Raw genomic sequence first — 14367 nt, forward strand, 5'->3', positions numbered from 1 at the left:
GTTATGGCTAAGGTTAAACACAATAATTTCCTGGATACGGTTGATGAAGTAATCACCAATGCAACAAATGCCGGGGTAATCCATCTCCATGCAGAAGGCAATGAATTAAACGGACGGCGTATAACCATCAACGGGAAACCTTCTTATCACTTCGGTACAACGGGTTATTTAGGCCTTGAACAAGATAAAAGGTTAAAAAGCGCAGCAATAAATGCTATTGAAAAATACGGAACCCAGTTTCCTTTGTCCAAAACATATATTTCGCACCCGCTCTATGCGCCCTTAGAAGAAAAAATTTTCCAAATGTACGAGCATCCCATACTCATTACAAAAAATAGTACACTTGGACATTTAGCAGTCATTCCCACTGCTGTAAGAGCTGGTGATGCGGTGATCTTGGATCACCAGGTACACTGGAGTGTACAAAGTGCCACGGAGGTTTTAAAATCAAAAGGGGTAACAGTAAGGATGATCAGGCATAACAATATGGATATGTTGGAACATTATATCAAAGACTTAAGAAATAAGGCCAATAAAATTTGGTATATGGCAGACGGGGTTTATTCCATGTATGGGGATTATGCCCCTTTACAAGACTTAATGGAGTTATCCAAAAAGTACCCGCAGTTACATCTTTACATTGATGATGTTCACGGAATGAGTTGGAAAGGAAAACACGGTTCGGGGTATGTTATGTCTGAATTGAAAGAGCTTCCGCAGAATATACTATTATTCGGCACTTTGAGTAAAACTTTTGGGGCTAGTGGTGCGGTGCTGGTATGTCCTGATAAAAAATTGCATAAAAAAATTAAAAATTTCGGAGGACCCCTTACATTTTCAGCCCAATTAGAACCTGCTTCAGTTGCTGCTGCCACTGCTTCTGCGGAGATTCATCTCTCCCCTGAAATCTATGAACTACAGTCAGATTTAGCTGCTAAAATTGATTACTTTAATCAACTGTTAGAGACTTCGAATTTACCCCTGGTACATAAGAATACCTCCCCGGTATTTTATATTGGTACAGGGCTCCCGGCTACAGGGTATAATTTTGTAAGCAAAATGATGGAGGCCGGTTTTTTTGTCAATCTTGGTTTGTTTCCGGCAGTTCCGGTTAAAAATACCGGGGTTAGGGTGACGATTTCCAGACATAATGAAATGAAAAATATAAAAGCATTGGTAGATGCGATGAGCTTTTACTTTCCCATAGCAATGGAAGAAACCCATACTGATTTAAACAGGATTTACAAATCATTTGGAATTCAAACAACCGAAAAAACCAATCTTCCAACTACTCAAATGGATGAGCTAAACCTGGAATACTTCGAAACCATTCAACAAACAAATAAACTGGAATGGGATACCTGCTTTTCCGGGAAAGGTACTTTTGACTGGGATGGTCTTGATTTTTTGGAGAAAGTGTTTACCAATAATAATTTACAGGAGCATAACTGGGGCTTCCATTACATTACGATAAAGGACAAAACAGGAAAAATGATATTGGCGGCACCCCTTACCAGTGCGCTTTTAAAAAATGATATGCTTTCTGATGCAAATACCTCGAAAGCCATTGAAGAAATTCGTGAACAGGATCCCTATTATATGACCGATGTCGTTTTATCCTTAGGCTCGGTTTTTTCAGAGGGAGCCCATTTGTTTTTAGACGATGATCATCCATTACATATTCGCTCGATGCGGTTATTTCTGAAGAAAATTGATGAAATAAAGGCCAAGGTGAGGGCTAAACTCATCATTTTAAGGGATTTTAAAAAAACAAATACGTTGAACACTTTTCTTCACAAACAAGGTTTTATTTCCATAGATATGCCCGATTCCTGTGAAATTGCCAATTTCAATTGGCGAAATGAAGAACAATATATTTCCACACTCAGTAAACGCTCCAGGAAACATTTCAGAAAGGATATCAAGGCATTTGAGAACTATTTTAAAACCAGGATCGTATGCTCCCCTACCCCAGAACAAATTGACAAATATTACCAGTTATTTGAAGAGGTTTGGAGTAACAATTTAGGAATTAACACTTTTAAATTTCCTAAAAAGCTATTTACTGAAATGGTTAAAAGTCCGAAGTGGGATTTTCTAACATTATATCTTAAAGCAGATAATCCCGACGCATTGGATAAGATCGTAGGTGTGATGTTTATAACGCGATCTGGAAAAACTTTCATACCCGCTTTTGTAGGCGTGGATTATGAATATAATGAAAAATTAAATGTCTATCGCCAGCTTTTACTCCAGGCAATAAAAACGGCCGGGATTTTAAAGTTCGAAAAAATTAATTTTGGCCTTAGCGCCAGTTTTGAAAAAAAGAAATTGGGAGCCACTTTAATACCTAAAATAGCCTATGTTCAAGCGGATGACAACTTTAGTCTTGAAGCTTTAGATTGGTTACGTAAAGATTAACACCCCCCCTTTGAAGCATATTTTTTAATATTTACCCTATAAAAAGCCGTATTGAAAATAGCACAGCAAAGGCATTATTTGTTTTTATTAAATACAAATCTCATGTTCGAGAAAACAATGTCGATATTCAGCGAAAATGTTGAAAGCCTAATTCAGTCAGGTAAATCTGATTTGAAGAAAGCTGAAGATGGCATTAGTTTATGTATTAAAATTCTTTCCAAATTACAAAAGCAAGTTGATAAGAATGATTTTGAAAATACTCAAGCGGAAATTGAGTTTTTTAAAAATATAAAACCTTTCCCGATGAGCTATCTTATTTATTTTACCGAAGTCAGGTCTTGTGAATTAAAGCTCCCGAAAGTCGGTAACTCTCATAAAGTTCGTTATTTGGAAAAGGAGATTAAAAAGATCAATAGATTTTTTTCTGAAAATAACAGTTTTGTCAACTATATGGAGCAAAACCACAATTACCTGGATCCACAATTTTTCAGTCGCAGTGGAAAAATGGATTTCTCCTTTAGCCCAACTATTAACTATTATCAAAATCCTGAATTTTCGACCAGCCACGATATGCTTTGGTCTAAAGTCCAGGCTTTATACAGGTACATCCATTATATCCGAGAGAAATTAGAATTGATACAGCCCGGAAGCATTGGGAATTTCCGGGAACGCCAACCAAATTTATTACGATGGTCCGGATCCAAAACTTCTTTAGTAGAGGTAATCTATAGTTTATATCTTAAAGGAGATATCAACCATGGGACTGCGGATCTTAAAACGCTTATCTCTGCCTTTGAAGATTTTTTTAATATTAAGCTCGATAACTATCATAAAACATATGGTGAGATGAGAGCCAGAAAAGATCCTAGAAGTAAATATCTTCACCAAATAGCTGCAAAATTGGAAGCAAAAATGCGCCAGGATGATGAAAGGTGAATTTTCGAAGTAAATCGTAACTACGAAAATCAGCTCTACATTAATTTTACAAAGAATTTCTGCTACTTCCCTCCTACCTTTACCTCAAATTATAGCAATCCTCGTCATTTTCTATTAAACGTTAAACTTTTTCGTACTACGAAAAACCTAGGGAATTATTTCCTGCAAACAATTTCAATTTTATAGAACAATTATAAACCAGGTCAGGAACAAACAAATGAAATGTTCCGAGCCATAAAATTTGTTCTATTATGCCAACATCAATTATTACTACAGACGATCTTCAGGATTTCAAAATGGAATTACTCGAAGACATTAAACAACTGTTGAACCAGCAAAAATCAGGTAAAATAAAAAAATACCTGAAATCTGCAGAGGTCATGGATTATTTACAAATAAGCCCGGGAACGCTTCAAAATTTACGAATAAATGGGACGCTACCCTATACTAAGATAGGAGGTATTATTTATTACGATGCTGCTGAAATTCAAAAGGTCATGGAAGAGAATCGTGTACTTAATTTAGATCTATAGCAATGAACTATATCAAGCAATTAAACGCCGCTTTTGAGAAGTTCTATTATGATGATCGCTTGAATCCTACCCATATTAGCTTATATATGGCCTTATTCCAGGAATGGAATAGTAGCCGGTTTGCAAAGGATTTTTTTGTAAACCGCAGGGATTTAATGCAAGTAGCCAAGATCGGTTCTAAATCTACCTATCACAGGTGTGTAACCGATCTTGATACCTGGGAATACCTTAGCTACTTCCCATCAAATAATCCTTACAAAGGCAGTAAAATTAAGATGACCATTATTGGGACAGGTGATGAACCTGAGCAAGACCATTACGATCCCAAATTAGAACAACTTGCGGAACGCTACCATCCCATAACAGAACCTATAATGAATCGGTACCCTCCCAATAATGGACCAGCTATGTACTCGAAGCGTCCCTTAGGTGGACAAGCGTTGGTACCTACTATAAACAATACTAAACCAATAAAACATAATAAACATCCAAACAGTTTGAGAATCGTACTGGATTTTTTTTGTGAAAAAAATTTTAACCCGGAATATGCAAAAGAGTTTTACGAATATTATGAACACAGGCAGTGGCAGACAAGTGATGGTTCTGCTGTGAGAGATTGGAGAGCTCTTGCGAAATACTGGGTCGAGAAAAAATCGCTTATGAAAGAAAAAAATAAGTTAAATAAAAGGCAAGCATCCCATTTCAGGGACAACCTAAGAACCACTAAAGATAAAGACTATGGACAACCCCTCTAAAATTACCGAAGGTGGCGTTGAGTATTCTTTAGGAAAATTTGACGGGACTTGTGTGCATTATGACTTCCCAAAAATCTTGATTTATCTAAATGCAAAAGGAAAGCTGCTATTCGGAAACCGATTTAAAATTCATAAAAAAGATAAAACTGTCCTGTTAAAGCTCACATCGTACTTCATACGAGATGAAGCTACTTGTAAAAGATTTGACATTGACATCAATAAGGGAATCTTACTTTCAGGACCCGTGGGCTGCGGTAAAACCTCTTTAATGAAATTATTAAGACATTTGGTTCCCAGGCAACGCCCTTATGAAATGATTCCCTGCAGAAATGTTACCTTTAGTTTCAACCATATAGGCTATAAAACCATTGAAGATTATGGCAGCACGAAGTTTTTCTGCTTTGACGACCTGGGGGTGGAACCCCCCGGAAGATTTTATGGTAAGGATTTAAACGTTATGGGTGAAGTATTGTTATCCCGGTATGAACTCTTTCTTGAAACCCGTAAAAAACTAAAGACACACGCTACCACGAATTTAAATGCAGAAGAACTGGAAGAACGTTATGGTAACCGTGTTCGTAGCCGGATGCGTGAATTATTTAATTTAGTAGCTTTTGATAAGAATGCTGGGGATAAGAGGAAGTGAATTCAAAAAGAATTAATTTATAAAAATACTCAACTTTTCTATATTGGTAAATTGCAAATTCCAAACATCATCTAAAACAATATATCCTTAATTGGAAATTATAATTAATTTCAATGTAACATTTTAATGTAAATGTATCTAAAGGGAAATCAAAACCTTTTAGAGATGAAAAATTTAAAAACTTTTTTTACTGCAATTCTTATAGCAGTTGGCTTACAAATTCATTCCCAGGAAAGTTTCCAGGTACAAAAAACCGGAAATGGACAGCCAATTCTTGTATTTCCAGGTTTTACCTGTACTTCTGAAGTATTCAGTGAAATTACAACACCCTTATCAGAAAATTACGAAATCCACGCATTTACCTTCGCCGGTTTCGGGGAAGTTCCTCCCATTTCTTTTCCCTGGCTACCAAAAATTAAGAAGGAAATTCAAAACTATATAAGCGAAAATAATCTAAAAGATCCAATAATCCTTGGTCATAGTATGGGAGGCTCGCTAGGCTTATGGCTTGCTTCTGAAAATAATAATTATTCCAGGCTAATACTTATCGATGCACTACCTGCAATGGGGGCTTTAATGCTGCCCGATTATAACAGCCAATCAATCACCTATGAATCGCCTTACAATCGACAGCTACTAGCAATGGATAGTGTGGCTTTTACCAGGATGGCTGAACAAATGGCTTTTGGAATGAGCCTCAATCACGATAAACACCAACAATTAGTAGACTGGATGCTACAGGCAGACCGGCAAACTTATGTGTACGGCTATACCGATTTGCTGAAAATGGATCTAAGGCAGCCCATAAAGAAAATCAAAATTCCCGTTCATATTTTTGCCGCTACCCATCCTTATGGTAAAGAAACTGTCGCTTTGAATTATCAAAAACAGTATCAAAATCTTAAGGATTATAAGATTAGTTTTGCTGATGGGTCGGGACATTTTATAATGTATGACAGGCCGAAATGGTTAATGAATCAAATTCAAGCAGCTCTTCAAAGCAATGAATAAGGAGGAACAATATCAGAAAATATATAAGGATAATTATACTAAGGTCATGAGGTTGTGTCTAGGTTATGTGCATGGAAATGAAGACCTGGCGAAAGATTTGACACAGGAGGTTTTTCTAAAAGCCTGGCAGCACCTCAATAATTTCCAAGGGAGTTCAAAAATTGAAACCTGGATTTATCGTATTACTGTAAACACTTGTTTGCAGGAGTTACGGAAGAAAAAACCTTTAGTGTTACAACCTGAACTGGTTTCGGAGGAGACCTCCGGAACCAAAGAATCAGAAATCCGCTTTATCGCCATGTACCACTGTATTAACCAACTTTCCCCGGAAAACAAATCTATCATATTATTAGAACTTGAAGGAGTTCCCCAGCAAGAGATTGCAGGTATTATAGGAATCGGACATCAGGCCGTAAGAACCAGGATTCACAGAATTAAACAACAACTTTCTAAATGTGTAAAAGATGAATGAGTTTGAAAATATAAAAACACAATGGACCCAAAAGCAGAAAACCTATGATCCTGAAACGGGTTATAAGGAAATATTAAAAAAATCGGCTCAAATCCGGAAGAAACAACGTATAGGACAAATAGTTCTGGGCGCTACGGTAATTATTCTGCTCTTATTTTTCTTTTATGTATCAGCATACAATAGCAACCGGGCTTTTTGGGGGCTGGGTATTATGATGGCCAGCCTGGTAATCAGGATGATTATTGAGTATTTCAGCATACGCAGCTTTTCTAAAATACCGCCCTTTGAGAAAATGAAGGATTACAATCAAAAACTTATTAGTTATTACAAAACCAGAAAATTGATTCATTTCCTGGTAACCCCGCTTCTTTTTGGAAGTTATATTTATGGGTTTATTCTTTTATTGCCTGTATTTGAAAAGAACCTTTCAGAGAGTTTTTATTCCTATATATCCTGGTCGTCTGTCTTTATATTCACAGGCTTGTTAGTACTTATTGGAGTGCAAATAAAAAGAGAGCTTTTCATTTTAAACAAGCTGACAAATGAACAATAAATCTTTAAAAGTTATTTTGATTCTAAATATCATGGTGACTTCTGGTTTGCTTATCTATATAATTAATAGTCACAACATTGAAATAGACTTTTCCGATAAGATTTTAGAAGTAAAAGGGCTGGTAGTTACCGACTCTACCGGGAAAGAAAGAGTAATAATTGGATCGCATTTTCCACCACCACAAGATATCGGACATCGAAAATACAGGGGGGATAATTCAGGAGTTTCAGGGATAATGCTTTACGACCATGAGGGTCAAGAACGAGGGGGATATGTAACCGGCGATTCCTACGGAAACATATTTCTTAGCCTTGATTCTAAAATTTCTCAACGGGTGTTGTTCATGGCAGAGCCTCAGGGCGCAGCCGTACTTAAAATGTGGGGAAAAAAACGGGAATGAGATCAATCTCGGAGCCTCTGATAATGGTACGTGGATAAACGTAACTGACCAGGGCAATGAGAAAAGTTTATTGGAACAATAAGAAAAATGAATTTATACAAAATAACCGGAATCTTGTTCCTTTCAATAGTGCTGTTGGGTTGTCAACAGGAAATTTCTATAAAAAAAGGAAGATTTACGGCCATCAATCCGGTCTCTTATACCGATGTCGTTTATATAGCAAACCGCGATACGGTTTTTGTTTCGACCTTTGACGGCAAAATATATAAATTAATCAACGGCCAAGCAAAGAAACAGCAAATTACAGCCATAGAAGATGAAATTTATGATATGGCTTATAGTGCCAAATTAAATCGACTATATGTTGCCACTTTAAATTCGGGAATTGTAGCCATCAATGCCAAAAACGGAGACATAATAAAAAAATTGCCACTGGGAAAAACTTGGGCAAAAGAACTTTGCTATAACAACCAAAATGGAATTTTAGGAGCCTCTGATGTAAAGGGAAATCATTATATATGGGATACCTATAATGATTTTAAACAAATTAATACACCACTGGCGTTAAAACAAACGCGACCAAAACACATTGCAGATAACGGGATATTTTTTTTAATGGAAAAGAAGAAATCCTGGTTTGGAACTATAAAACCAATGCGATAATACAAAAAAATAAGATCCAGGGACAATTGATGGATGTAGATAAAAAGAAAGATTATTTACTATTCCGTGGGAAACAATTTGGCTTTTACAAAACAGGGGTGGATAGTGTATTCTATCAAAACAAACATCCTGATTGGCCTATTTATGTGGCCGATAAAGATACAACAGTGAATGTACCGCTAAATTTGGAAATCATATCAGGAATTATGACTGCAGATAATATTTACACTCTCGGACTGGATAAATCCCTTCGAAAGTGGGAAAAACAATCGGGGGAGTTAATAGAAACCTACTCATTACATCGTGGTACGCCCAGTGCAATGGATATATCCAAGGATGAATCACAATTGGTTACTGTTGATCTTTTAGGAAAAATTCATTTTTGGAATCTCTATTAATGCGAAAAATTTCAGGCTAAACAACATGATGCAGCAGCTTTCATTCCGTAAAAGATTGTAAGGAGATTTTTGGGAATTATAGCTGCTGTCTATCCCTATAAACTACTTTTTGAAAAAGTTTTTTATATGAATTCGCGCTGTTCTCATTACTACCTTATGAAAAATTTTTTCTCGAAAATTAAGTCCTTTTCAATAAAATAATTTCGAAACTGACGTTTTTGTGACCCTATATTCCTTACACAATTCAACTTATCAACAACCTATTTTCAAAAATCCATAGAATTTAATATCAAATTAAAGCATTGAAAATCAACTAACCACAAATTATATTTTATTCACAATTTACTGATTTACAATTAATTAAGACATTAAATTTCTAATTTTCTCATAACGAAAACGAGTCAATAACTTAAAACTTTCCGTTATGAAAAAATCTATCTATCTGGCAACATTTTGCTCGTTGCTATCCACGTCACTTTTTGCACAAATCGGTGGGATCGAAGATTCCGTTGCCGATATTTCCGATACTATAAGGAATATATTTCCCATTATCCTTGGAGTCATCTTTTTGGTCGGCTTCCTATTTAATGCCGGCCACTTCTTTGGGGAAAATTCCGATCTCAAAAAAGGTATAACCCGGGTGTTAGTCTTTGTACTTATCGCAGGCGCCGTGGTAGGCATCTTCAGTTATTTGATCACCATTGTAGTTTAAATGGCTAAGCCATATTTAAAACAAATAATGGAACAGTTATGAAAAAGTATGAACCCTATAGGAACATTCGAAAGGGTGCCGTCATCTTTGGGCTTTCCCTTCCCCTATTCGCGCTAATGATGCTTTCAATTATCGCTTCGCTGTTGGTAATTATATTTTCCTTCAGCCTGGGAGTGATTATCAGCACCCTGCTCTTTAATGCATTCTTGTATCTCGGGTTAAACCGTATCAGCAGGCTCCTGGAATTTGTGCAGATGACAGGCGCATTTCCAAAAATGATTAGTAATAAAAGAAATTCCGGTATCGATTATGAAAAAGATTAATCTTTCCTCCCACTGGCCAATTGCTAATATCCGTGATAATATTATTTTCTCCGGAAATGGTAACGTTGTGCTGTGTTATCAGCTGGACCTACCTGAAATCTATTCTTTATCGGAAAATGATTTTGAAGACCTGCACGCCACCTGGTTCCAGGCGCTTAAATCCCTGCCGGTGGGTACAGTAGTGCATAAGCAAGATATTTATGAGAAAAAAGCATTCACTGCAACGGCACTTCCAAACAAAACCTTTTTGGAAAAGGCCACCAGTGATTATTTTAAAGATAGGGAGTATATAGCGCACCGCTCTTTAATATTTTTTACCCTGACTAAGAACAAAGCTTTAAACAACTCCAAATATGTAAACCCTTTTCGAAAGGTCTCCAAAGAAATTGTTAGGGAACTGGATGCCAACCTTAAAAGCTTTATCGGCTCGGTATACGATTGTGTTTCCTTTATCGCTAACAGCCGAAAGGTTTCTATAAAAGCAATACCACCAGAAGAAATCACCAGCCTAACTTCCGAGTATTTTAATGGTTTTAATAAAGATTTCGATACCGATATCTTACTCGAAAAACAACATATTCAAACAGGAGACAATTATTTTGATGCCCTGGCTATCAATAGCGAGCTGTGCTTTGGCGAAAGGGTACAGTCGAGCAAAACCAATGAGAAATTCACATCCGATGATTTTGTATTTCACCAGGGGTTTGTTGATGGGCTGGGGCTTCATTTAAGAGAGAACCATATAGTCAACCATATCCTCTACCTGGATGATAAACACAAGTGGCGCAAGCTACTGGATAAAAAAGTAGAAGAGCTTAGCAAAAGTTCCAACTTTGGCTCTCATAACAAAGTTGTTCTTGGAAAGATCCAGGAAATCCTGGAGAAGATCAATAGCGATGAGAACGCGCGGATTATCCGGGGCCATCTTAATGTCATTTTTTGGGATCGGGATCCTCGTAATTTGGAAGGCATTGCCTCTAAAATTAAGGCTGAGTTCAAGGAACTGGATATCATCCCTTATGCTCCACGCGGCGAGGAACGAAAGAATTACCTACTGAACAGCTACTGCTGCCACGCTTCCAATTTTTCCGATGAAGATCTTTATGTGACCGATTTGAAACATGCCTTGTGCCTCCTTATCAATAACACGAATTACAAATCGGACCCTACCGGCATCATTTTTAATGACCGTGAGCATAACATTCCAGTACTAAAAGATGTATGGGACAAGGGGAAGAAACGGATCAAGGCGCGCAATTTTGCCATTTTTGCCCCGACCGGGGAAGGAAAATCCTTTTTGGCCAATAACATTCTACGTCAATATTTTGAAAACGGGGTACGGCTGGTGATTATCGATCTTGGGGGTTCTTATACCAAGTTCGCTAAACTCTATCCTGATAATTACACTGTATTGCGCTACCAGAGCGGAAAGAACTTAGGGATCAATCCTTTTTACATATCCAATCCCGACGATGTAAGTCCTGAGTGGCTGGAAGATCTTTCGGTGTTTCTATTAGAACTCATTGCTGCAAATGATAAAGTTACCAAAGCACAATCCGTAGCCATTAAAAAGATCCTCCGTTACTATTACAAAAACACCACGAAAAACCATTCCTTAGATAGTTTTTACCGTTTTATCGAGCAGCGAAAAGATGAGCTGCTGGAACCCCTTAAAATCCATCCCGACTACTTCAATGTAACCAACTTTTTGCACGTGCTCTCGGAGTATGTCGGCGATGGTCTATACAGTTTCTTATTTGAAGTTAGCGAAGATCAAACTTACAAGATCGAAGATAAGCGGCTGATTGTCTTTGAACTCGATGAAGTCAAAGACAATAAAGAGATCCTCTCGGTGATGCTCAAACTGATAAAATCGGCCATCCAACGCACCATCTGGAAAAACCGGGCCGAAAAAGGAATTATCCTCTTTGATGAATTTGCCAAACAACTCAAGTTTGAAAATGTCCTGGAAAGCGTGGAATTCTATTACCAGGCGATTCGTAAACAAAACGGGGCCATTGGAATCATCCTACAATCCATAAACCAGCTCCCTAATAACGCTACTTCCTCAAGCATCCTGGAAAACACCCAGGTGGTCTACAGCCTGAACAATGAAAAAGGTTATGAAGAACTAGCTAGGCGCTTAAGCCTCTCCAGCCACGATCTCAACCAGTTGAAATCGATCAGGAATAATTTGACCGGCAAGCGCAAGTACACCGAGATCTTCATTAAGATCGGCAAGGAAAGCAACATTTTCCGCCTGGAAGTACCACCCGAAGTTTATGCTGCCTATCTCACCGACGGAACCGAAAACGAGGCCATCATGGCCATTTATAATGAGACAAAAAATATGGAAAAGGCTATCAAGGAATTCATCAGGCAATCCTAAACACTCCTTAATATTTAAAACAATTCGATATGAAAAACAATCACAAAACCTGGTTACTCACACTGGCATTAGCATTATGCTTGCCCGCAGGCGCTGCCTGCCAGGGGATGCCGGTGTACGATAACACGAACTTTGTCAGCCTGGTCAAATCCCTGGTGGAATCGGCCAAGCAAACCGCCAACCTGGTCAAGACCGTTAACTTCTTAAAAGCACAGAAGGAAAATATTGAAAAAGTCAATAGCGTGGTACAGAATTTAAAAGCTGTGCGCGAGATCGGTCGTAACAATCAGCGTCTTATTGCGGTGATGCAGGACGACCTTCGGGATATTTTGAACTCCCCCTATATCAAGCCAGAAGAAGTAAGCCGTGTTACCGAATCCTTCAGTGCCGTGGTTGAAAACTCCCTGGAGACCGCAAGCTTTATCGATGAGATTTTATCGAGTGATCATTTAAAAATGAGTGATGCCGAGCGGGCTCAAGTTTTAAAACAAAAAGAACTCGAGTCCAAAGAAATGGTCATCGATGTGCGGTTAAAGACTAAACGCTACCGCGAGATCATTTCCTTTAGGAAAATGCAGGATAAGATCAATAACCGGGAAACAGGCTTTTGATGATTAGCGGGGTAATCATACTGGCTGTAGGCGTCGAATATCTCGATAGCGTTTTCCAAACCATCCAGGAGAGCGAGTTTTCACAGTACACCATCGTGGGCATGAAAACTTTGGCGGTACTCTTCTTTTTAGTAAACATCCTTAAAAAGTATAATGAAGGCGTAGCTGATAGACAGGGCTATACCTGGGGGCTTTCACCCGGGGATCTGGCTAAAAATTTTGCAGTGGTACTGCTGGTTATTTTCTCAACCCAAATCCTGGGGTTCTTTGACAGTATTCTCGTAGCTATTGAAAATCAGTACCGCGATACCGCCCCTGCCCTTCTCCCCTTGCAAATGCAGGAAATTCCCATCGAGGAAGATGTCTCCCCTATGGGGGCGATGCGTAAAGCCATGGCTTTACTTTATGAAGCCCTGGTGACTCCCCTCTACGGCTTTAAAACCTTTGCATTTCTAATCAGCCTGTTTTTATGGATCCTTGATTTATTCATCTACCCGCTATTTTTGGCAGAGCGTTATTTCCTCCTTGGAATTATGCAAGCCTTTTTTCCGCTGGTGCTTAGTCTGGCGGTAATTGAAAAGTTCCGTTCGATGGCCTATGGATTTTTCAGGTTGTATGCCGCAGTGTATATGCTGGTTCCGGCTTTCTTCCTGGTTAATGTGTTTATCAACGCCCTTTATACGGAAATCAACACCAATTTCTGGGAAAACCTATTTGGTACAGATTACGGGAGCGGTTTTTTCGCCCCGGTTATAGAAATGGGTTCGATAGTTTTTATCGTGTTTTTAAAATTCAAACTCTACCGACGGGCCATTTCTTTTACCCTAAGACTGTTCACCACGTGAAGCCTATAAAGAGAATCTAAAATGGTTCTTTTAATAAGCTTCGATATAACCTATTTAGTCATAAAAAATAGTTCAAAAATGAAAACACCATATAAAAATATCTATTCGATATTAAGGCTCAACCGCTTTATAGTACTGGCCGTAGTACTTTGTTCGCTGTTTTGTAGTGTCTTTGCTATTTGGATGGCCATCTCCACAAGGAATATGGCATTAAACAGCGCCTTTGCCATCAATACCGATGGGAGCATCATTCCCTTAAAGCTGGTGACCCAAAAAGAAAACTTCCGAGTAGAAGCCCTGGCTCATTTGGAGCTGTTTCACACCTACTTCTATAATATTGATGCCAGCAATTATGAGAAAAACCTGGAAAAAGCATTATGGCTGGGCAATAGTTCGGTAGACAACCTATACAGGCAGAAAAAGGCCGAAGGGGTTTACAACCGCTTATTGCAGTACTCGCTGGTCCAAAAGGTATTAACGATCGATTCGCAGCTGGAAGAAAAGGAGGAATCGTTTCATTTTAAAACTACCGTTATTTTCGAGATCAACCGCGGCAGCATTGTGGATACCTACGAACTGGTTACCACGGGAAAACTACTCATCGTAGATCGTCACTTCCCCCATAACCCACACGGGCTCCTCATTACGGATTATTTCGAAAACAGTTTAAGAAAAGTACCCTCACAAAATTAAAATTAG

At 38.2% G+C, this 14367-nt stretch carries 17 protein-coding genes; all 17 read left to right on the forward strand.

Annotated features, from left to right (window positions below; translation table 11 throughout):
- The first annotated feature begins 3 nt into the window (after positions 1 to 3).
- Positions 4 to 2421: a bifunctional aminotransferase class I/II-fold pyridoxal phosphate-dependent enzyme/GNAT family N-acetyltransferase gene (locus tag AO058_RS13395; RefSeq protein ID WP_034892269.1), complete on the forward strand. Its 2418-nt coding sequence runs from the start codon at positions 4 to 6 to the stop codon at positions 2419 to 2421.
- A 102-nt stretch (positions 2422 to 2523) separates the two neighbouring features.
- Positions 2524 to 3357, forward strand: coding sequence for an RteC domain-containing protein (locus AO058_RS13400; protein ID WP_034892266.1), 834 nt, complete (start codon positions 2524 to 2526; stop codon positions 3355 to 3357).
- A 251-nt stretch (positions 3358 to 3608) separates the two neighbouring features.
- Entirely contained in the window at positions 3609 to 3890 is a 282-nt protein-coding gene (locus tag AO058_RS13405) for a helix-turn-helix domain-containing protein (protein ID WP_034892262.1), read from the forward strand.
- 2 nt (positions 3891 to 3892) lie between these two features.
- The gene (locus tag AO058_RS13410) at positions 3893 to 4645 is read left to right on the forward strand and encodes a hypothetical protein (RefSeq protein WP_075327038.1); all 753 of its coding nucleotides are present in this window, start codon (positions 3893 to 3895) and stop codon (positions 4643 to 4645) included.
- Positions 4629 to 5291: an ATPase gene (locus tag AO058_RS13415; RefSeq protein ID WP_075327039.1), complete on the forward strand. Its 663-nt coding sequence runs from the start codon at positions 4629 to 4631 to the stop codon at positions 5289 to 5291. The genes AO058_RS13410 and AO058_RS13415 overlap by 17 nt, the downstream gene beginning before the upstream one ends.
- Before the next feature lie 165 nt (positions 5292 to 5456).
- Complete coding sequence (locus AO058_RS13420) at positions 5457 to 6302, forward strand: alpha/beta fold hydrolase (protein WP_075327980.1); 846 nt, start codon at positions 5457 to 5459, stop codon at positions 6300 to 6302.
- Positions 6295 to 6774: an RNA polymerase sigma factor gene (locus tag AO058_RS13425; protein ID WP_075327040.1), complete on the forward strand. Its 480-nt coding sequence runs from the start codon at positions 6295 to 6297 to the stop codon at positions 6772 to 6774. Before AO058_RS13420 ends, AO058_RS13425 begins: the two co-directional genes overlap by 8 nt.
- Positions 6767 to 7327: a hypothetical protein gene (locus AO058_RS13430; RefSeq protein WP_075327041.1), complete on the forward strand. Its 561-nt coding sequence runs from the start codon at positions 6767 to 6769 to the stop codon at positions 7325 to 7327. Before AO058_RS13425 ends, AO058_RS13430 begins: the two co-directional genes overlap by 8 nt.
- Positions 7317 to 7727, forward strand: a complete 411-nt coding sequence (locus AO058_RS13435; RefSeq protein ID WP_075327042.1) for a hypothetical protein — start codon at positions 7317 to 7319, stop codon at positions 7725 to 7727. The genes AO058_RS13430 and AO058_RS13435 overlap by 11 nt, the downstream gene beginning before the upstream one ends.
- An 87-nt stretch (positions 7728 to 7814) precedes the next feature.
- Positions 7815 to 8390, forward strand: a complete 576-nt coding sequence (locus tag AO058_RS13440; RefSeq protein ID WP_075327043.1) for a YncE family protein — start codon at positions 7815 to 7817, stop codon at positions 8388 to 8390.
- A 29-nt stretch (positions 8391 to 8419) separates the two neighbouring features.
- On the forward strand, positions 8420 to 8788 hold the full coding sequence (locus AO058_RS13445) for a hypothetical protein (RefSeq protein ID WP_075327044.1): 369 nt from the start codon (positions 8420 to 8422) through the stop codon (positions 8786 to 8788).
- A gap of 424 nt (positions 8789 to 9212) precedes the next feature.
- Positions 9213 to 9500, forward strand: a complete 288-nt coding sequence (locus tag AO058_RS13450; RefSeq protein WP_075327045.1) for a hypothetical protein — start codon at positions 9213 to 9215, stop codon at positions 9498 to 9500.
- Positions 9501 to 9538: 38 nt separating this feature from the next.
- Complete coding sequence (locus tag AO058_RS13455; RefSeq protein WP_075327046.1) at positions 9539 to 9823, forward strand: hypothetical protein; 285 nt, start codon at positions 9539 to 9541, stop codon at positions 9821 to 9823.
- A complete protein-coding gene (locus AO058_RS13460; protein ID WP_075327047.1) occupies positions 9810 to 12212 on the forward strand; it encodes a TraG family conjugative transposon ATPase in 2403 nt (800 codons plus the stop codon). The genes AO058_RS13455 and AO058_RS13460 overlap by 14 nt, the downstream gene beginning before the upstream one ends.
- A 29-nt stretch (positions 12213 to 12241) precedes the next feature.
- Complete coding sequence (locus AO058_RS13465) at positions 12242 to 12823, forward strand: hypothetical protein (protein WP_034892241.1); 582 nt, start codon at positions 12242 to 12244, stop codon at positions 12821 to 12823.
- Entirely contained in the window at positions 12823 to 13668 is an 846-nt protein-coding gene (locus AO058_RS13470) for a hypothetical protein (RefSeq protein ID WP_369794081.1), read from the forward strand. The genes AO058_RS13465 and AO058_RS13470 overlap by 1 nt, the downstream gene beginning before the upstream one ends.
- A 78-nt stretch (positions 13669 to 13746) precedes the next feature.
- Positions 13747 to 14361, forward strand: coding sequence for a conjugal transfer protein TraK (locus AO058_RS13475; RefSeq protein ID WP_034892238.1), 615 nt, complete (start codon positions 13747 to 13749; stop codon positions 14359 to 14361).
- Positions 14362 to 14367 lie beyond the last annotated feature (6 nt).

This window comes from Salegentibacter sp. T436, assembly GCF_001932675.1.
In the GTDB taxonomy this organism is placed as follows: domain Bacteria; phylum Bacteroidota; class Bacteroidia; order Flavobacteriales; family Flavobacteriaceae; genus Salegentibacter; species Salegentibacter agarivorans.